Here is a 17,188-nt window from a genome sequence, read left to right as displayed (position 1 = left end):
TCATGCGGAAGGTAGGCAATGAGCGTCCTTGTTTCCATGGCGGCCTTTGCGCTGGCCGCCTCCATCACACCCGGTCCGGTGAATATCGTGGCCCTGAGTTCCGGAGCGCAGTTCGGCTGGCGCGCCAGCCTGCGGCACGTGACCGGGGCGACCCTGGGGTTCACCCTGTTGCTGGTCCTGATCGGCCTGGGGTTGAATGAACTACTGTTGCGCGTGCCGAGCCTGACCCGGGCAATCCAGTTGGCCGGCGTGGCGTTCCTGTTCTACATGGCCTGGAAGCTGGCCGCCGACGATGGCGCCCTCAACACCAGCCAGCCCGGCAAGCAACCGACAATGACGCTCGGCGCGCTGATGCAATGGCTCAACCCCAAGGCCTGGCTGGCCTGTGTGGCAGGAATGGGGGCGTTTGTGGCCAATGGCGAGGCATGGTTGGTGTGGCAGTTCGCGGCGGTGTACTTCGTGATCTGCTACGGCTCGATTGCCTGCTGGGCGTTTGCCGGGACCTTTTTACGGCACTATCTGGACAACCCCAGGGGCATGCGCCTGTTCAACCGGCTGATGGCATTGCTGCTGGTGCTCAGCGCGATCTACCTGTTGCTGCCTTGAGGCGGCTCAGCCGCGATACTGCCCCGGGGTTGCGGCCAGGTGTTGCTTGAATGCCCGCTGGAAGTGCGCCTGGTCAGCGAAGCCGGCCTCCAGCGCGACGTCGGCGATCAGGCCGCCACGGCGTAGCCGGGTGCGGGCGTACTGGATGCGCCGGTTGACCAGGAAGGCGTGGGGCGTCATGCCGTAATGCTGTTTGAAAGCACGGGTCAGGTAGGATGCCGACAGTTGTGCGGCCTGGCAGATGTCCTCCAGCTTCAGGGCTTCGGTGCAGTGTTTGTGAATGTAGGCCGCGGCCCGTTCAAGCTTCTGGTTGATCTCCCGGGCTGGCCGTGGCGCCGGGTTCAAGCGCTGTTGCAGCAGGGTGAAGAACTCGACGAGGGCACACTGTTTTTCGAGGAGGGCGAGGTCGTCATCCAGCAGCGTCTCGTACAGGCTGTTCAAGCCTTGATAGAGTACCGGATCGTTGCTGTGGGGCGTGGAAAAGGCCCGGAAATTCAAGTCCGGGCTGAACCCCAGTTCATGTTGCAGTGAAGTCAGCCAGGGCGTTTCGACATAGAGCATGCGATAGGCCCAGGGCTGCTCGTCGATGGGATTGCAGGCATGTACCTCCCCCGGGTTCATGAGCACCACGGTGCCGGCAGCGACCCGCCACTGATTCTGCTCGCTGAGGTAGGTACTCTGGCCCTGGGTGATCGCGCCGATCGAGAACTGTTCGTGGGAATGCCGGGAATAGCAGACCTTGCGACCGTCCTGGATCGAGCGGGCTTCGATAAAGGGCAGGCGCTCGTCCCGCCAGAAGCAGGGAGCCTTGTCATCGGGGGCGGCAGGGAGGGCTTTGCTCATTGGCGGATCCGGTGTGGGATATAGGGGACGGTGAGTGACCGGCTGCTCCTACAGACGCCGAAGCGGCTGTGGTCGCTCCAGGGATTGCCAGGCCGCCGCATGAGGCGCCTCGGTCGCTGTCAGCCAAAGGTCCGCATGAGGCAGCAGGGGTTCGGATGGCCACTCCAGTATCTCTTTCAACATGATCTTTACACGGCTGCCCGGGTCGCTGCCATCGCGCAGGTCCCAGTCCGCCTCGAACTGGCGCAGGTGCAGGGCGTCGGCGCCAAAGTCGATGAATTGCGGTCGGTTGCCCAGCCAGTCGGGAGCGGTGCGCAAGGTGTGTGCCTCGAGGTCCAACAGCAGGAGTTTCCAGGCGCGGCGATGGTAACTGTCGGCGAAGTCGCGGTGCTCGAGATACAGCCGGGTCAACGCCAGGTAACGTCCTTTCGGCGACCAGGCCATTGAGGGCGCCAGATCCGACAGGGCGCAGCCGGAAGCGGTCAGCAGGTGCCCACCGAGGCGGGCAATATGCCCGCGCCCCAAGTCGTCGCCGTATTCGGTGGTGCTGCCGAACAACCAGGCGGCGTCCAGGCCGGTCGGGGAAGGCTGGATAAAGTCGCCTTCGGCGGTGGCGATCTGCGGCTGCTGAACCAGTCGCCAGGTGGGCAAGTCTTGCAGACCGTCCGCAGCCAGTTGCCAGCGTTGCAGTTCGTAGTAGAGGCGCGAATCCTCGTGGTATTGGCAGAACTCGGCGGCTTCGGACGCTGCCGGGGCGGCTTCGGTATAGCGTTGCAGCGGTGTGCTGGCGATGTCCCGGGGCAGGCGCCCGACAATCACCGCCACGCTCAGTGTCGTGGCCCTGAAGTCCACCAGCCCGGCTACCCGCATCGGCGGGCTGTCGATCAGTCGATGTTGCTGGGGATCGGCCACCACCACACGCTCGGGCAGCGCCGGATGCAGGGTAAACGGCACCAGCGCCAGATAGCGGGAGCAATCACTCACTCGATGATCCACGCGCCAGAGGCCGGGCAGGGTCCAGTCGCCAATCCGGCAGCGGTAACCGACGGATTCGTCCTGGTCGACCCGTGCCTGGCTGAAGTGGGCGCGCACGCCATCCGCCAGCGGCTCCGACTCGATGGTCACGCTTGCCGTGCTGCCGTCACTGTCCAGCGGCAGGACCAGGCGGACGCGCGGCCTGTTCCATTCGGCGTTCTGCTCGCGGCCCAGAGGGTCGTGACCGACCAGGATCTGCGAATCGCTGTGGAGACTGTGCAACTGGTAACCGAAACGACCGTTGTCGAGCTGCGACAGCGGCAGGTAGCTGTCCAGCCAGACCTGTTGCTCATCCAGCGCCAACGGATCGCTCCAGTATCCGCTGGGGCCGCGGTCTTCGGCACTCCAGGGGCTGCGCAGCGGCCGCCAGCCGTGGTCCGGTTGCCAGAGCCACAGTGACCGGTGTAGCTCTGGCGACTCGAACGTGCGGGCCATGCAGACCAGGCTGTGGCTGTCAGTGCTCCAGACGATCGGCGTCTGGGCCGTGATCAACAAGGGGGAGGGAACGCCGTCGAGGCTGAGTCGGTAGTCGGGATGGCTGACCGGCCTGGTCGGTTGGTCCAGTTCCCGCAGGCTGACGGGCAGACTCAACTGGCCTTCCAGCAGATGACGGCCATCGGGGGAGCGATATTCGATCTGTTGGCGGGCCAGGGTTTGTTGCCAGTTCCCCGGTTCGAGCCAGAGGTCGCCTACCGGGAGCAGGTCGATGGCTTTGGCGTCTTGCAGCAACGTCTCCAGGGGCTGCTGATGGGCGGCGTTATCCACCAGCGGACTGTAGCGCCCGCCCAGGCCTTGCTCGTTGAACGTATCCAGTTCCCAGAACTGGTCGGCACGGCAGCGATAGAGGCGGCGCAAGAGGCGGTCGAGGATCACCAGGCTCCAGTTTCCGCGTGAGGGAACCGGGGCGGCGAAGTAGCGGGCATCGCTGGAAAAACGTGCCGAGGCCCCCAGCCCTTCGAGCAGGATGCCGTCGGGAAACAGGTAGTCGCACATCACCGGGCCGCCCATGGCAATTTCGCCATGGTTGAACACCCGGATCGGTTCGCCTTCGGGTGTCAGCGTCGGTTCCTGGCCACCCCAGGCACTGGCGCTGTTGCCCGAGGTCTGGTTTTCGGTGATGGCTGTCACCAGGCCCAGGCGTCTTTCCCAGGTGCTCACGCACGCCAGCCCGGGGAAAATCGCCAGGCAGGCGGCAGCGATGTTCCAGTATTCAGGCAGTGCCCGTCCGAGGCTGAAGCCCAGGCCAAAGACCGCCGAGATCATCAGTCGGGCAAAGGCCCGGCCAGCGTCGGACCAGCCGAGTTTCACGCAGATCCACATCGCCCCGGCGCAGGCAATGACCATCGCGAGGGCGAAGAGGGGTGGGAGGATCGTCACGAAGAAAATCGGCACCACCAGCACCAGGATCTGCCACAGCAATTCAAGCAGCAGGCGACCGATATTTTTCTCGTGGGTTGGGTTGCGGGCAGCGCTCACGGATGACGTCCTGTATGACGGAGGCGGAGCGCGATTATGCCGGTTTAGGTGCGGTGCGGCACCTCCGGGCTCATGGAGGAGGGGGCGACTCCGCTTTCGGTAGATCGAGCACGACAGGCTGCGCCTCGCCACCGGTAGCGGCGATGGCGCAGGCCGACGAGTCCAGCTCGGCCAGGTGATAGGCGCCCAGGAACAGACACTCAAGCACAACGGCACGCGACCCGAAGAACCGGGCCGCAGTATCAGCGGTTACTTTGCCGCTTGGGCCCGGCTTCTGAGGTTTTTGTCGGCCTTGTAGCGCAGGGCCACATCCGGTACGCCACCGCTCTTGCCGGTTTCGACCCAGTTGCGGATGCGGCTGGCATCGGCGAAATGGGTGTATTTGCCGAACGCATCGAGAATCACCAGGGCCACTGGACGGCCGCCCATGCTGGTCACGAGCACCAGGCAGTGTCCGGCCTGGTTGGTGAAACCGGTCTTGGTGATCTTGATGTCCCAGTTGGCTTTATTCACCAGGTGGTCGGTGTTGTGAAAGCCCAGGCTGTAGTTGGGCTTGCGGAACGTCACCGTCTTTTCCTTGGTGGTGCTCAGCTCGCTCAGCATCGGATAGTGGCGGGCGGCAACCAGCAGCTTGCTGAGATCACGGGCAGTGGAGACGTTGTGGATCGACAGGCCGGTGGGTTCCACATAGTGGGTGTTGATCATGCCCAGGGACCTGGCCTTGGCGTTCATCGCCGCGATAAAAGCCGCATAACCGCCCGGGTAGTGGTGGGCGAGGCTAGCCGCCGCGCGGTTTTCCGACGACATCAGGGCGATCAGCATCATTTCCTTGCGCGGCAGCTCGCTGTTGAGCTTGACCCGGGAGAACACGCCTTTCATTTCCGGGGTGTCGGCGATATTCACCGAGATGTACTGGTCCATTGGCAGCTTGGCGTCCAGCACCACCATGGCGGTCATCAGCTTGGTCACCGAGGCGATCGGCACGATCACGTCCGGGTTGCTGGAGTACAGGGTCTTGTTGGTTTGCAGGTCGATAACCAGGGCGCTACCGGAAGCGATTTGCAGGTGGCTGGTATCGCGGGGGGCGGAGACGGTTTCGCGGGCTTCTACGCTGGGGGGGATAACGGCACCTGCCAGGACAAAAACCAGGCCGAAAATGGAATGACGAATGTTCACGCGGATGGACTCGCAAAAAATAATGGGTAAGCCGTTGGTAACGGGTCGTTCTAAAAAAAGCGTTACATTTTATGAATATAGTTCAGAAAGTTTCCATGCCTCTGTAGATATTGGGCTTAACTGACACAAAATTTACTTTTGTGCCTATTTTGTGCCCAATTTCTCTTCGAGCTTTCCGATCTTGGTCCGATCCGTGGTTGAGCTAAGCCCGCGTGCATAGGTCGACAGGAGGACCTGAACGCTGTGTCCTAACTGGCCGGCGATGAAGGTTGGATGCATGCTGGCCATAAGACATATAGTAGCGTAGGTATGACGCTAGTTGTATGGGTTGTGGCCCCTTATTTTCATGGGCTCCAGGGCTCTTGCGTAGTGACGGGTGAGGGCTGCAACGCGCCTGACGTATTCGGAGCTTCCGGCTGGCTGGCACACGTATGGCAATGACTCGCGGACACACCGGGCCCGCTGTCACGCTCTTGTCAGTGGCTGACCAGGTCGAGCATGGTCAGAGCAAGTAGTTGGCTGCTTGTCCGAGCTGATTGTCCTGCGTTCCAGAGATGAGGTGCAGTGGAATGCATTGTTGAGCATCGCTGGATGGGATTTCGAAGTTACACACTATCTGGAGGTGTCGCTCACTCAATTCGATCGACTCTTCTACTTTTGCCTTAGCCATTCTCGCGTGGTTCGCTGCGATTTCATTGAGCGTTGACACGGTACATCTCCCGGTGATTGACCAAGCGTGGCGCTGGGGTCCTGAAGCGTGGATTTGATTGCTGCCGCGTCAGAATTACGTCGCTCTGGGGCTGCTACGACCGGCCTTTGCAAACCGTAAGCCAGACAGGGTGGTGTATTGCGCGTCACGTTTTCATATGCGACGAATGGTGTCATGCGGAAGTCTGGCAAGACGCCGTCCGCACAACGCGACATCGCGGGCATTTTGCGAGGTATGACCTATCGGGTATCTTCGGGCGGCGCTAAAGAACCTTGGAAAGTAAGACGAGTCCAAGGTTTTCCCTGAGTGATGGCTATTTAATTGTGTATTCAGCTTGATACGTGGTGGTGCCGGACTTGCGCAGCGATTAGCATCGGCGTTTGCAGCGTGATCGGTGCGATCCAATAGCTCGGGAGTCCGGCAATGCCGAAGGGGTTGATCAGCAGGGATTACCTGCCCATGGTGGTCTGGGCGGGGGTGGTGGCGGTGCTGTTGCTGGGGTTTGCGTTCTTTCCGAAATCGGCGGACTGGTATGGCTGGATCCAGGCCGTTGGCTTGATCGTCGGGTTGATGGTGGCCATCAGCGTGCCGGCGATCCAGCGCAAACAGGAGTTACAGGAGCAGCGCAAGCAACGTCGTGAATGCGATGTGGGTTATGCGCGGCGGCTGCACTATTTTGGCATCGAGCTGCTGGACCTGCTGGGGCGCATCAGTGCCAATCTGGCTCACTTGCGGGCCACCGATCGGCATCGCTGCCAGCATACCCTCGAGGATTTCCTGCACCGTTTGTTCGAGTCCCACAAGCATGATCTGAACGATGACCGGATCGTCATCAGCCATGAACTGCGCCAGGTGAGCCAGGCCTTGATCGACGAGCTGGAAAGTGGCCGCAGCGATCGCGTGGTGATGATCGAGCTGGAAAAGCGCCTGCAGAAGCTCACGCATCGTGCCCAGGTCAATGCCACATTGGCTGAGCGCGGCTGATGAGCGCGCGGGTCATAAAAAAGCCCGCAACGAGTGCGGGCAAAGGGGTGTGCGGAGCAACGCACGTTTTCGGGAATCTTCGGCCGGTCAGGCATTCAGTGCATGCAGGTTCAGGATTTGCGACGAAGCTTTTGCCGCCAACAGTGAAGTAAATGGTCCGCTGATCGGTACACCGTCTCGAACCAGGTACCAGCAGGCGAGCAGGCCCAGCTCCCTGAGCGAGGTGGGAACGGCGCTGCCGATAACGGACATGATCTGAACCTTGGCCATGAGGACCTCCATCAATCGATGGGGCTACCTTAAGGCTCGGCTACGTTCGAGGAAAATCATCGCGCTCGATAGTGGACATCGACGAGATCGACAGGCTGTGAAAGGGGCGTCAGTCGACGACCTGATCCAGCATCTTCAACACTTCCTGCTCATTCAGCAGCCCTTTATGGACCAGGTTCTCGGCCAGCAACGAGAGAAATTTGGCCGTGCGATGGCCTTCGAGCTGCTTGAGCTCGGTGAGGGCACTGTAGACCTTGCTGGAGGTGCAGAGTCCGGCGGCGCGGTGTGGGTTCTGTGTAGGCATGGCTCGTCCTTGTTCTTATCATTCAGTCAGATCTTGCTGATCGGGCATGGCATAAATATGACAGTCGTATTAACGCCCATCCTGGGCGACGACAGGTCATATCATGCCTTTTATCGGCGGCGGGTGGTTGTCTTGACTGCGACCTTTGAGGGTGTAATTCAGACATCGCAAAAAAAAAGGCCCCGCTCTTGCGAGCAGGGCCTGGGTATTTTGCCTGTCGATTACCAGCGTGGGCCGCCGTAGTAATGATGCGGGTGACCGTAGTACACCGGACGGCCATAGTAGCCACCCTGGACGTAGACAGGAGCCGGCTGGACATAGACCGGCGCGGGTTGATAGTAGACCGGAGGCGGCTGTTGCACATAGACCGGAGCCGGTTGTACATACACCGGCTGCTCAACGTAAGCCGGACGGCTCACCATCGAACCGACGATGGCTCCGCCGATCACGCCACCCAACAAGGCAGGACCGACCCAGTTACCGCCACCGTGGGCAGAGGCCTGACCTGCGACAGCGAGTGCACCAACGAGCAAGGCTATCTTGGGGATTGTACGAATCATGATTATTCCTCGGGTTCCAGCCCCAGCGCTTGTTGTCTGCAATAGACTCAAGAACTATCGTGGGGATACTTCTATGACAACGACTTTTTGAAAAACTGCGAAGTCGTTGAGTAAATTTTGTGTAAGGATCATGGCCTGGCGTCTTTAGCGGTATCCACAGCAGGTGCCAGAGCCTTGCAGCGGTTGTCTATGATCGACGAAAGTTGGGTAAATGCCTAATCCCATTTGTCCGAAAGCACTCTCCAGGAGATGAAACATGCAGATGAACCCCAACAAAGACACCCAGTTGTGCATGTCGCTGTCGGGGCGCCCCGGGAATTTCGGTTTGCGTTTCCACAATCACCTTTATGAGCAACTAGGGCTGAACTTTTACTACAAGGCATTCAGTAGCCAAGACCTGCCCGGCGCGGTCGCGGGGATTCGGGCCCTGGGTATTCGTGGCTGCGGGGTGTCGATGCCGTTCAAGGAGGCCTGTATCGCCCTGGTCGATGAGCTGGATGCCTCTGCCGCGGCGATTCAATCCATCAACACCATCGTCAATAGCACCGGTCACCTGAAGGCCTATAACACCGACTATATCGCCATTGCGCAGTTGCTCGACAGCCACGCGGTACCCAAGGAGATCACCTTCGCGCTGCAGGGCAGTGGCGGCATGGCCAAGGCCGTGGCGTCGGCCCTGCGTGACGGCGGTTATCGCAATGGGCTGATCGTGGCCCGCAACGAAGTGGCGGGCAGGGCCTTGGCGCAGAGTTGCGGTTATGAATGGCAGGCGCAGTTGGGGACGCTACGCCCGCGAATGCTGGTCAATGTCACCCCGATTGGCATGAGCGGCGGTCCCGAGGCGGATCAGTTGGCCTTCGAGGCGGCGGCGGTGGATGCGGCCGAAACGCTGTTCGATGTGGTCGCGGTGCCCTCGGAGACCCCGTTGATCCTGCGTGGCAGGGCCCAAGGCAAGCGCGTGATCACAGGGCTTGAGGTGATTGCCATCCAGGCGCTGGAACAGTTCGTGCTGTACACCGGTGTGCGGCCGAGTAACGAACAGTTCCAGAAAGCAGTGGCGTTTGCGCGCGGCTGAATGACGATCGGGCGCAGGGTTATTCCAATCGCGCCAGGCGCTCTTCAAGCGCCGCGATTCGGGCTTCCAGTTCTTCGATGCGCTCCACGGACACGGCGCCGACCGTATGGCGTTCCGGCCCTTGCTGACGTGCCGCAAGGATGGCTTCGATCTCCGCCGGGTCGCCCAGGGCATGGGTATAGCGGTCTTCGCGCTGTCCGGCCTGGCGCGGAATCAGCAGGGCCAAGCCACGGGCAATCAGGCGTTCCAATTGGTGCACGACCTGCTCGCTGTCTTCGAAGTCATGCATTCGGGCGCTGCGGGTCAGCAGTTCGTTGACGGTCTGCGGGCCGCGCAGGAACAGCAGGCCGGTCAACGCCACCTGGGCCGGTACCAGTTCCAGAGCCTTCTCGACCCGATGCTCCCAGCGGTCGGCACGGCTGCCCATCACCAGGCGGGTGAAGCCACGACCTTCCAGGGCGCGCAGACTCTGGCCGACCTGGCCCTGGCTGAGATTCATCACCGGCTCGCGGCTGGTTTTCTGGTTGCAGGCCAGGACCAGGGCGTTGAGAGTCAGGGGATAGGTTTCCGGGCTGGTGGCCTGTTTTTCGATCAAGGAGCCCAGGACGCGGATTTCCGTGCTGTTCAATCGTGGCTGATCGACGGAAGTCTCTTGCTCGCTACCCATTGTGCGTTTCCCTGTGCGTTGAAAGGTCATAAGCGTAGGGCTTTCGCCTGTAAAAAGACAAGCCGCGATGCGCTTCAGCCTGGCTATAATCGTCCAGCTCAACTCCTGCCATTTTTCACTGCGAGATCCTCATGACCATTTCCCTGTACGCAGCTTCCATTCCGGTTTTCAAGCAAATGCTCAATGCCTTGAGCGATGTTCTGAACAAGGCCGAAGCCCATGCACTGGCGAAGAACATCGATCCGAGTGTTTTCGTACAAGCCCGTCTGGCGCCTGACATGTTCCCGCTGAACCGCCAGGTGCAGATCGCGGTCGATTTCGCCAAGGGCGTTTCCTCGCGCCTGGCCGAGATCGAAGTGCCGTCCTATCCGGACACTGAAACCACCTTCGCCGAGCTGCAAGCCTTGATCAGCAAGGTACTGGCTCACCTTGACAGCATTACTCCGGCGCAGATCGATGGCAAGGAAGGCATCGAGATCGTGACCCGCCCGGGTACCCCGAAAGAGAAGCGCTTCAGTGGCCAGGCCTATCTGCTGACCTACGGCCTGCCGCAGTTCTTCTTCCATGTGACCACCGCCTACGCGATCCTGCGCCACAACGGTGTGGAAATCGGCAAACGTGACTACATGGGCGCGTTCTGATTTCGTCACCGGTTAAAATCTGACTTGCCGGTAATCTTGTGGCGAGCGGGTAAGCCCGTTCGCCACAAACCTTCTGTTATAGCGGTCACTTCCCCTCTGTTTTCATCTCTTGTTCAGCGGGCCTTCGGGCTATCGCTGGCGTTGTCGTTTCTGGAGTGATTCATGTTGTTGCCCATTCTGCTGTTGTCAGCCGCCGGTTTTATCCTGCTGGCGTTGGCACTGATGGGGCCAAATCCCGCACGGTCCGCGCCTGGTCTTCCAGAGTGGTAAACAGTTCGCGTCGCGCGCCCTCGGTGATGGCGACAATCCCGGGGTGCTTGACCTTGCGCTCCACCGAGATCGCGTAGAACGACTCGCTGACCGCATCGGTCTGACCGATCAGCTCGACGCCATACTGCCGACACACCTCTTTGGCGATCACGCTCGGGGCAATGAAAATTCCGCTACCGGATTGACCGAACGCCTGCATCAGAGCGCTGTCGTCGAACTCGCCGACAATCCTGGGATGCAGTTGGTGTTCGGCGAACCAGCGCAGGAGTCGGCTGCGAACCATGCTTTCCTGCCCCGGAATCAGCAGTGGCGCACCGTGCAGGCAGCGCGGAAAAGCATCGGCATGGCGCGCCGCCAGTGACGCAGTGGCAAAGAAGCTGATCCCACATTCCCCCAGTTTCTGGCTGTAACCTTTGATATCCAGGTGGCTGGGCATGGGGCTGTCGGAAATCACCAGGTCCAGGCGCTGGATCGCCAGGTCGGCGAGCAGGCGTTCGAGCTTGTCTTCGCGGCAGGTGATGCGGATCGGTTCATCCAGCTCCATGGTCGGCGCGATCAGGCGGTAGACAATGGATTTGGGCACCACGTCGGCGACTCCGACCCGCAGCAGTCTCTGCTGTTCGTTCGGCTGGGTTCGCAGCATGGCTTCCAGTTCATTGCCCAGTTGGAACATTTGCTCGGCGTAGGGCAAGGTCCGGCGGCCGGCTTCGGTCAGTTCCAACTGGCGCCCGACCTTGCGAAACAACTCCACGCCAAAGGTCTGCTCCAGCAAGCTGATCTGGCCGCTGATGGTTTGCGGCGTCAGGTTCAACTGTTCGCAGGCCCTGACGATACTGCCGGTCCTGGCCACGACCCAGAAATAGTGAAGCTGGCGATAGTTGAGCATCGGACTCTATTCGGTTCGTTAAAACCGAAGTATAACTCTTAAAAATACGAATTTTTCTGAAGTGTCTGCTTCCATAGAATGCAGCGCTATCGGTGGGCCAGCATATGGCCGCCTCACCCCGGAATCAGGATTGAATCATGGAATACCTGTTGCAACTCGCCGTCAGCCCCACCGCCTGGATTGCCCTGGCGACGCTGATCGTCATGGAAATTGTGTTGGGCATCGACAACCTGATCTTCATTTCGATTCTGACCAACAAGCTGCCGGCGCAGTTTCGGACCAAGGCCCGGCGCATCGGTATCGGCATGGCCCTGATCTTGCGGCTGGGCTTGTTGAGCACGATTGCCTACATTGTCCAGCTCACCACGCCGGTGATCGAGTTGTTCGGTCAGGCGTTCTCCTGGAAAGACATGATCCTGATCGCCGGCGGCCTGTTCCTGGTGTGGAAGGCCACCACCGAGATTCATCACAGCATGGACCCCGAGGCCAAGGAGGCCGACCACGGCACGGCCGGTGTATCGCTGGGGTTCGCGGCGGCGATCGGCCAGATCCTGATGCTCGACATGGTGTTCTCCATCGACAGCATCATCACCGCCGTGGGCATGACCGAGCATCTGCCGATCATGGTGGTCGCGGTGGTGGTGGCGGTTCTGGTGATGTTGCTGGCGTCCGAGCCGCTGGCGAAGTTCATCAACGACAACCCGACGGTGGTGATGCTGGCTTTGGGCTTCCTGATCATGATCGGCATGACGCTGATTGCCGAAGGCTTCGGTGCCCATGTGCCCAAGGGCTATGTCTACACGGCCATGACCTTTTCCGCGGCGATTGAAGGCTTGAACATGCTGGCCCGACGTGCGCGGCACAAGCGTCAGGCGACAAAGGCCTGATACTGGCGGCCATACTGTTCACTTAAGTAAGGGCCTTCAATCGTAAAGGCGCAAAATGATTTGTGGGAGCGGTGCTTGCCGGCGAAGAGGTCCCTGAGACTGCTAAAAGCTTCGCGGGCAAGCACCGCTCCCACGCGAGTATCGCTCTCATAAATGCGCGTTCAAGCTTGAGTCAATGGTATGCAGCGTCAGTGGCTAGTGGCAGTGCGGGCCTGTGGCTGTTCGCCGGTCTTGAGTTGTGCAGGCAGCGCTGGGTGGTGACGGCGGGAGATTCTCAGGACTCCCCATAACATGGCCGCCGCGACAGTCACCCAGCCGAGCACCAACAGTGCAATTATCGCTACAAGGCTCATCGGTGCCTCCTTCGCCCGTTCGGGCTCACTCACTTCGTCTTTCCTGTCACTCCAGTCTAGACGTCGCTGTGTTTCAGTCCATTGACCGAAGGTCGTGTAAGGTCAGTCATTTCGCTCTATCGCGTCAGGCAATCTGCAACGAAAGGCTATACCCCCGTTCATGTGCGACCTATGATCAGGGGCCCTGCCAGGTGTTGAACGGCCTGGCGATTGACCAAGAGAGTGAAGATGTTCAAGGGATCAACAGGTGTGTGTAGGGTGCGGGGTCGGCGCTTGTGGCTGGTGGGCGCATTGTTGCTGGGGTTGGGCGGTTGTGCCGGCGGTGTTTCGCCAGACGTCCAGCGCCTGCCAGAGCGGGTTGAGCTCAATGCGGTGCCGTTCTTCCGTGGCGAGGCCTATCAAGGCGGTACCATCGCCCTGGCCACCATGCTGTCGCAGCAGAGTGTCAGCGTGACGCCGGGATTGCTGGAGAAACCGCTGAAGTTGCCGGGGGCCGAGGACGGTCTTGAGCGCAACATGCAGGTCCTGGCCCGTGAGTACGGCATGGTGGTGTATCCGCTGGACCCTGAGTTGTCGGCGTTGCTGACCCAGGTGGCGGCCGGCTATCCGGTACTGGTGCGTTTCAACGAGGGCCGGGTGTGGTCCACGCCACGTTATGCGGTGCTGGTCGGTTATAACCGAACCAAACAGACCGTATTGTTGCGCTCGGGCATGAGCCCGCGGATGCCGATGAAGTTCAGCTCCTTTGCTTCGGCCTGGAAGGATGCCGGCGGTTGGGCGGTGCTGATCCAGGCACCGACGCAATTGCCGGCCCAGGTTGATCGGCAGCGCTGGCTGAAAGCCGCCAGCGACCTGGCCCAGACCGGTCAGGAGCAGGCGGCGGCCCAGGCCACGAAGGCCTTGGCCGGACATTGATGGCAATAGCTGCAACACGCTGTGCGGTTTAAATTCCCAGCTTGTCCCGCAGCGTGTAATACCAGGCGCCCAGGGCGGTGAACGGTGTGCGCAGCAACTGGCCGCCGGGGAAGGGGTAGTGCGGCAGGTCGGCAAAGGCGTCGAAACGCTCGGCCTGGCCGCGCAGGGCCTCGGCCAGCACTTTGCCGGCCAGGTGGGTATAGGTCACGCCATGGCCGCTGCAGCCCTGGGAGTAATAGATGTTGTCCCCCAGGCGCCCGACCTGTGGCAGACGTGACAGTGTCAGCAGGAAGTTACCGGTCCAGGCGTAGTCGATCTTCACATCCTTGAGCTGTGGGAACGCCTTGAGCATTTTCGGCCGGATGATCGCCTCGATGTTGGCCGGGTCCCGTGCGCCATACACCACGCCGCCGCCGAAGATCAGGCGCTTGTCGGCGGAAAGACGGTAGTAGTCCAGCAAGTAGTTGCAGTCCTCGACGCAGTAGTCCTGAGGCAGCAGCGACTTCGCCAGTGCATCGCTCAGCGGCGCGGTGGTGATCACCTGGGTGCCGCACGGCATCGATTTGGCGGACAGCTCCGGTACCAGGTTACCGAGGTAGGCGTTACCGGCGACGATGATGAATTTGGCCCTGACCTTGCCTTGCGGTGTATGCACCACGGGACTGGCGCCGCGCTCGATGCGTACCGCCGGTGACTGCTCGTAGATCGTCCCGCCCAGCGACTCGACCGCGGCCGCTTCACCCAGCGCCAGGTTCAGCGGATGAATATGGCCGCCACTCATGTCGAGCATGCCGCCCAGGTACTGGTCGCAGCCGACCACCTGACGAATACGTCGCTCGTCCAGCAGTTCGAGCTGGGTATGGCCGTAGCGTTCCCAGAGCTTCTTCTGGGATTCGAGATGGCCCATCTGCTTCTTGGTGATGGCGGCGAATACGCCACCATCCTTGAGGTCGCACTGGATGTTGTACTTGGCTACTCGTTCGCGAATGATCCGCCCGCCTTCGAAGGCCATCTGCCCGAGCAACTGTGCCTGCTTGGGGCCGACGCTGCGTTCGATGACATCGATATCGCGGCTGTAGCTGTTGACGATCTGCCCACCGTTGCGGCCCGATGCGCCGAAGCCGACCTTGGCCGCTTCCAGCACCGTGACCCGAAAGCCGTTCTCCAGCAGGAACAACGCGCTGGACAGCCCGGTGTAACCGGCTCCGATCACGCACACATCGGTCTCGACGTCATCTTGCAAGGTGGGGCGTTGAGGAACCGGGTTCGCCGAAGCGGCGTAGTAGGACTGGGGGTAGGGAGTGTTCGCCATCCTGCAACCTCTGTTTTATATTTTTTACGAGTGGCCTGATCCTACCTTAGATAAAATACCCCCGCCAGCCACCCTGGAAAAAAGCCGGTTTGCCCAAGTCTTGGTAAAAAATACATGTATTCAAAGGGTTAGCTAAATAAAAGGGTTGACAGCGCGGAGAAAATCCGCAAAATGTCGCCCTACAGCAGGCACGTAGCTCAGTTGGTTAGAGCACCACCTTGACATGGTGGGGGTCGTTGGTTCGAGTCCAATCGCGCCTACCAAACAAAATCCGCTCTGCTGGGCGGTCAGAAAGGGTCAATCGAGAGGTTGGCCCTTTTCGTTTTCCGGGTGTTCACTAAAAAATACGCATATTCATAGGCTTAGCGGAAAGAAAAGGGGTTGACAGCCTTTCTAGATTCCGTAGAATGCCGCCTCACAGCAGGCACGTAGCTCAGTTGGTTAGAGCACCACCTTGACATGGTGGGGGTCGTTGGTTCGAGTCCAATCGCGCCTACCAAACAAAATCCGCTCTGCTGGGCGGTCTAAAAGGGTCAATCGAAAGGTTGGCCCTTTTTTGCGTCTTGCGTTTGGTGATCCTCCTGCGCGTCGAGTCCGTACCGGGCGGTTCGCCGTCCGCGCTCGTTTGAGGATCGATCCACGACGCTCCTGAAATACCGCCACACACTCAGTGGGTTGACCGCGCCCCATCTTCTCCTAAAAATCCGTCCTCAAGCATTGGGCTTTTTATTCACCTTCAGTGGACTTCAGGTGGTGGGCGTCAGGGCGGAATTGCTCTGCTACGTTTTGCGCAAGGATGCGGCATGGAAAGTAAAACGATTCGGTGGCTGACTGACTTGATGGTTGGCTTGGGAGCTGGAGCGGCGATCACCGGCTTTTCAACTTTGTACCTTTTGGCCGGGGATGCAACGCCCGAGAGGGTGTTGCTGAGTGTCACGCTGTTTATCGCCAGCCTTTTTTGTTTTGTCTTCTCTTACGTGTGTGCAATACAGGAGGTGGGGCAGTGAAAGCCACAATCGTTCTCCTTTGGTTGGCCGGTATCGTTATGCTGATAGCCGTCGCTGTTTATCGTGGTCGTAAACGAAGGCATTCCAGTGAGGGGCCACTGCCATCTGATCGCGAACTGCTCGATCAAGCGACGACCGAGTTGCAGGCGCTCAGGGCGGAAGTCAGCTATCTCGGCAGAAAAATTGAAGAAAGACAGCAAGTTGACTCGAGGAACCCCAGGAGTGCAAGCTTGAAACTGCAAGCCCTGGGGACGAAACTCTAGTCTCAGTTCCCATTCCGGCCGATATTCGCAGACTCCCGGATAATCTGTTCATGAGTGTTGAGTGTCCAAGCGCCCGCCATTGAGCGGGCTTTTTTTCAGGGCGTTACACGTTATCAGGGAGGATCAATGGTACGGCTACTGGCAGTCTCGGGGAGTCTTCGGACGGCCTCTTCAAATTCCGCGCTACTTCGCGCCGCCGAGAGGCTCAATCCCGAAGGGGTGTCGATCCGGCACTATCTGGAGGTGGGGCAACTGCCGCATTTCGACCCGGACCTGGCGGATAATCCGCCGCCAATCGTTGTGGCGCTGCGCGAGCTGATTGGTCAGGCGGATGGCATTCTGATTTCGTGCCCCGAGTACGCACGCGGCATCCCGGGGGCGTTCAAGAATGCATTGGATTGGCTGGTTGCCAGCCACGAGTTTCCCGGCAAGCCGGTAGCGTTGTTCAACGCATCGCCGCGGGCGAGTCATGCGCAGGCGGCGCTCAGGTTGGTGCTGGAGACGATGTCGGCGAGTATCGTCGAACCGGCATCCATTACCGTGAACCTGCTGGCCAAGGAGATGGATGAAACCGCCATTGCGGCAGATCCGCAGATTCGTCAACAAATCGTCTCAGCCCTCGAGGCATTCAAGGACCGGATCGAAGAGGGGGCTCGGATCGCAGAGGAATAGCCGGCTGGTGGCCCGCGATGGACCTGGCGGCGCCGTGATGTTCATCATCGTTGACGTCCATCGCGGGCAGGCCGGCTGATCAGTCGACCTTGCGGTCCTGATGGATAACCACGTGGTCTCCCGTATTCCGGGAAACCACTCTCAGACTGGCATGCAGGAGCGAGGGGGCAGTTCACTGATGTTCTGATGAGATATTTTGTGATAAGTTCTCATTCGTATTAATGGAGTGTTCCATCGCAGGACGCGATCCTCTCGAGCGACGCCATTGTCTTGGTGT

General features: G+C 60.0%; 19 protein-coding genes and 2 tRNA genes. 11 read left to right on the top strand and 10 right to left on the bottom strand.

Annotation, left to right across the window (positions count from 1 at the left end; all coding sequences use genetic code 11):
• The first annotated feature begins 18 nt into the window (after positions 1-18).
• Positions 19-606, top strand: a complete 588-nt coding sequence (locus PFEN_RS16400; protein WP_191487852.1) for a LysE family translocator — start codon at positions 19-21, stop codon at positions 604-606.
• 6 nt (positions 607-612) lie between these two features.
• Here PFEN_RS16400 and PFEN_RS16395 read toward each other — a convergent pair whose 3' ends face one another.
• The 4 genes from PFEN_RS16395 to PFEN_RS16380 all read right to left on the bottom strand — a co-directional run bounded on the left by PFEN_RS16395 (position 613) and on the right by PFEN_RS16380 (position 5,845).
• A complete protein-coding gene (locus PFEN_RS16395; RefSeq protein ID WP_191487851.1) occupies positions 613-1,449 on the bottom strand; it encodes an AraC family transcriptional regulator in 837 nt (278 codons plus the stop codon).
• 48 nt (positions 1,450-1,497) lie between these two features.
• On the bottom strand, positions 1,498-3,960 hold the full coding sequence (locus PFEN_RS16390; RefSeq protein ID WP_191487850.1) for a hypothetical protein: 2,463 nt from the start codon (positions 3,958-3,960) through the stop codon (positions 1,498-1,500).
• Positions 3,961-4,209: 249 nt separating this feature from the next.
• Positions 4,210-5,136 carry a D-alanyl-D-alanine endopeptidase gene (gene pbpG / locus PFEN_RS16385; protein ID WP_191487849.1) on the bottom strand — a complete coding sequence of 309 codons (927 nt, stop codon included), beginning with the start codon at positions 5,134-5,136 and terminating at the stop codon, positions 4,210-4,212.
• Between the two features lie 502 nt (positions 5,137-5,638).
• Positions 5,639-5,845 (bottom strand): hypothetical protein, encoded by a 207-nt coding sequence (locus PFEN_RS16380; RefSeq protein ID WP_191487848.1) that lies wholly within the window; start codon positions 5,843-5,845, stop codon positions 5,639-5,641.
• 423 nt (positions 5,846-6,268) lie between these two features.
• Here PFEN_RS16380 and PFEN_RS16375 point away from each other — a divergent pair, with 423 nt between their 5' ends.
• On the top strand, positions 6,269-6,829 hold the full coding sequence (locus PFEN_RS16375; protein ID WP_191487847.1) for a hypothetical protein: 561 nt from the start codon (positions 6,269-6,271) through the stop codon (positions 6,827-6,829).
• A gap of 87 nt (positions 6,830-6,916) precedes the next feature.
• On the opposite strand, the gene PFEN_RS16370 is transcribed toward PFEN_RS16375, so the two are convergent.
• The 3 genes from PFEN_RS16370 to PFEN_RS16360 all read right to left on the bottom strand — a co-directional run bounded on the left by PFEN_RS16370 (position 6,917) and on the right by PFEN_RS16360 (position 7,963).
• Entirely contained in the window at positions 6,917-7,099 is a 183-nt protein-coding gene (locus tag PFEN_RS16370; protein WP_191487846.1) for a hypothetical protein, read from the bottom strand.
• Between the two features lie 109 nt (positions 7,100-7,208).
• A complete protein-coding gene (locus tag PFEN_RS16365) occupies positions 7,209-7,403 on the bottom strand; it encodes a hypothetical protein (RefSeq protein ID WP_191487845.1) in 195 nt (64 codons plus the stop codon).
• Between the two features lie 221 nt (positions 7,404-7,624).
• Complete coding sequence (locus PFEN_RS16360) at positions 7,625-7,963, bottom strand: hypothetical protein (protein ID WP_191487844.1); 339 nt, start codon at positions 7,961-7,963, stop codon at positions 7,625-7,627.
• Positions 7,964-8,219: 256 nt separating this feature from the next.
• Between PFEN_RS16360 and PFEN_RS16355 the strand changes: the two genes are divergently transcribed.
• Complete coding sequence (locus tag PFEN_RS16355) at positions 8,220-9,038, top strand: shikimate 5-dehydrogenase (protein ID WP_191487843.1); 819 nt, start codon at positions 8,220-8,222, stop codon at positions 9,036-9,038.
• A 19-nt stretch (positions 9,039-9,057) separates the two neighbouring features.
• On the opposite strand, the gene PFEN_RS16350 is transcribed toward PFEN_RS16355, so the two are convergent.
• Positions 9,058-9,705: a YceH family protein gene (locus PFEN_RS16350; RefSeq protein ID WP_191487842.1), complete on the bottom strand. Its 648-nt coding sequence runs from the start codon at positions 9,703-9,705 to the stop codon at positions 9,058-9,060.
• A 131-nt stretch (positions 9,706-9,836) separates the two neighbouring features.
• Here PFEN_RS16350 and PFEN_RS16345 point away from each other — a divergent pair, with 131 nt between their 5' ends.
• Entirely contained in the window at positions 9,837-10,346 is a 510-nt protein-coding gene (locus PFEN_RS16345) for a DUF1993 family protein (protein ID WP_191487841.1), read from the top strand.
• A 199-nt stretch (positions 10,347-10,545) separates the two neighbouring features.
• Here the strand turns inward: PFEN_RS16345 and nhaR are convergent, their stop codons facing one another.
• Positions 10,546-11,502, bottom strand: a complete 957-nt coding sequence (nhaR, locus tag PFEN_RS16340) for a transcriptional activator NhaR (RefSeq protein WP_191487840.1) — start codon at positions 11,500-11,502, stop codon at positions 10,546-10,548.
• A 137-nt stretch (positions 11,503-11,639) separates the two neighbouring features.
• Here nhaR and PFEN_RS16335 point away from each other — a divergent pair, with 137 nt between their 5' ends.
• A complete protein-coding gene (locus tag PFEN_RS16335) occupies positions 11,640-12,389 on the top strand; it encodes a TerC family protein (RefSeq protein ID WP_191487839.1) in 750 nt (249 codons plus the stop codon).
• Between the two features lie 581 nt (positions 12,390-12,970).
• Positions 12,971-13,657, top strand: a complete 687-nt coding sequence (locus tag PFEN_RS16330) for a PA2778 family cysteine peptidase (protein ID WP_191487838.1) — start codon at positions 12,971-12,973, stop codon at positions 13,655-13,657.
• 28 nt (positions 13,658-13,685) lie between these two features.
• Here PFEN_RS16330 and PFEN_RS16325 read toward each other — a convergent pair whose 3' ends face one another.
• Positions 13,686-14,969, bottom strand: coding sequence for an NAD(P)/FAD-dependent oxidoreductase (locus PFEN_RS16325; RefSeq protein WP_191487837.1), 1,284 nt, complete (start codon positions 14,967-14,969; stop codon positions 13,686-13,688).
• A 186-nt stretch (positions 14,970-15,155) separates the two neighbouring features.
• On the opposite strand from PFEN_RS16325, the gene PFEN_RS16320 reads away from it, so the two are divergent.
• The 5 genes from PFEN_RS16320 (at position 15,156) to PFEN_RS16300 (ending at position 16,911) form a co-directional block, all read left to right on the top strand.
• Positions 15,156-15,232, top strand: a tRNA-Val gene (locus PFEN_RS16320).
• Positions 15,233-15,391: 159 nt separating this feature from the next.
• A tRNA-Val gene (locus PFEN_RS16315) sits at positions 15,392-15,468 on the top strand.
• 304 nt (positions 15,469-15,772) lie between these two features.
• The gene (locus PFEN_RS16310; protein ID WP_191487836.1) at positions 15,773-15,976 is read left to right on the top strand and encodes a hypothetical protein; all 204 of its coding nucleotides are present in this window, start codon (positions 15,773-15,775) and stop codon (positions 15,974-15,976) included.
• Positions 15,973-16,239, top strand: coding sequence for a hypothetical protein (locus PFEN_RS16305; protein WP_191487835.1), 267 nt, complete (start codon positions 15,973-15,975; stop codon positions 16,237-16,239). Before PFEN_RS16310 ends, PFEN_RS16305 begins: the two co-directional genes overlap by 4 nt.
• A gap of 126 nt (positions 16,240-16,365) precedes the next feature.
• The gene (locus PFEN_RS16300) at positions 16,366-16,911 is read left to right on the top strand and encodes an NADPH-dependent FMN reductase (RefSeq protein ID WP_191487834.1); all 546 of its coding nucleotides are present in this window, start codon (positions 16,366-16,368) and stop codon (positions 16,909-16,911) included.
• Positions 16,912-17,188 lie beyond the last annotated feature (277 nt).

The organism is Pseudomonas sp. FEN, assembly GCF_904067045.1.
Classification (GTDB): Bacteria; Pseudomonadota; Gammaproteobacteria; order Pseudomonadales; family Pseudomonadaceae; genus Aquipseudomonas.
The sequence above is the reverse complement of the archived record's forward strand: the minus strand, read 5'-3'. Positions and strand labels throughout refer to the sequence as shown.